This is a genomic window from Vibrio sp. 1641 (genome assembly GCF_033339995.1).
Classification (GTDB): domain Bacteria; phylum Pseudomonadota; class Gammaproteobacteria; order Enterobacterales; family Vibrionaceae; genus Vibrio; species Vibrio alginolyticus.
The window spans coordinates 1-955 of record NZ_JAWOVP010000065.1 but is presented as its reverse complement, the minus strand read 5'-3'; the positions used below and the strand labels follow the sequence as shown (position 1 = coordinate 955).

At 45.3% G+C, this 955-nt stretch carries 1 protein-coding gene; it reads left to right on the top strand.

The features are described 5' to 3' along the window. The coding region (gene bamA, locus R7Z47_RS24180; RefSeq protein ID WP_318130679.1) for an outer membrane protein assembly factor BamA at positions 1-955 on the top strand (955 nt) is incomplete at both ends.

Below are 955 nucleotides of genomic sequence, written 5' to 3'. Positions count from 1 at the left end.
TAAAGATGTAAAATTCCGCGGTGACCTGATTGGTGAAGAAGCGACCTTCGAACGACTCGTTCCATTCGAAGACAATGAAACGTACAACGGTTCTCTTGTGACTTCGATGGAAGAAGGCATCAAGCGTGTGCTTGGTGAATCTGGCTACGCTTACCCTCAAGTAAACACCATCCCTGAATTTGACGATGAAAACAAACAAGTCTCCTTGGTTGTGAATGTTGATCCAGGTAATCGAATTTACGTTCGCGACATTCGTTTTACTGGTAATAACTCAACGAAAGATGAAGTGCTGCGTCGTGAAATGCGCCAAATGGAAGGTAGCTGGCTAAACTCCAAGTCGATTGAAACTGGTAAGACACGTCTTAACCGTCTTGGCTATTTTGAAAACGTAGAAGTACAAACGGTTCGTGTACCAGGTAGTGATGATCAAGTTGATCTGGTTTACTCGGTTAAAGAAGCGAACTCAGGCAGTGTAAACTTTGGTGTTGGCTACGGTACCGAATCGGGCGTCAGCTTCCAAGTTGGTCTGCAACAAGACAACTTCTTAGGTAGCGGTAACCGCGTTGGTATCAACGCGATGATGAACGACTATCAAAAGAACGTGAGCTTAGACTACCGCGACCCATACTGGAACCTTGATGGTGTAAGCTTGGGCGGTAAGATTTTCTACGATGAATTTGAAGCATCGAAAGCGGGTATCGTTGACTATACCAACCAAAGTTATGGTGCAAGTTTGACATGGGGTTTCCCATTTGACGAACTGAACCGTTTTGAATTCGGCGTTGGTTATACCCACAACAAGATCGGTAACTTGTCACCTTACTTGCAGGTAGAGCAATTCTTGCAAGCCCAAGCAGACAATATCGACTCAAGCGGTGCGCTAAATACCAACGACTTTGACTTCAACATCTCTTGGACTCGTAACAACCTGAACCGCGGTTATTTCCCGACAGCG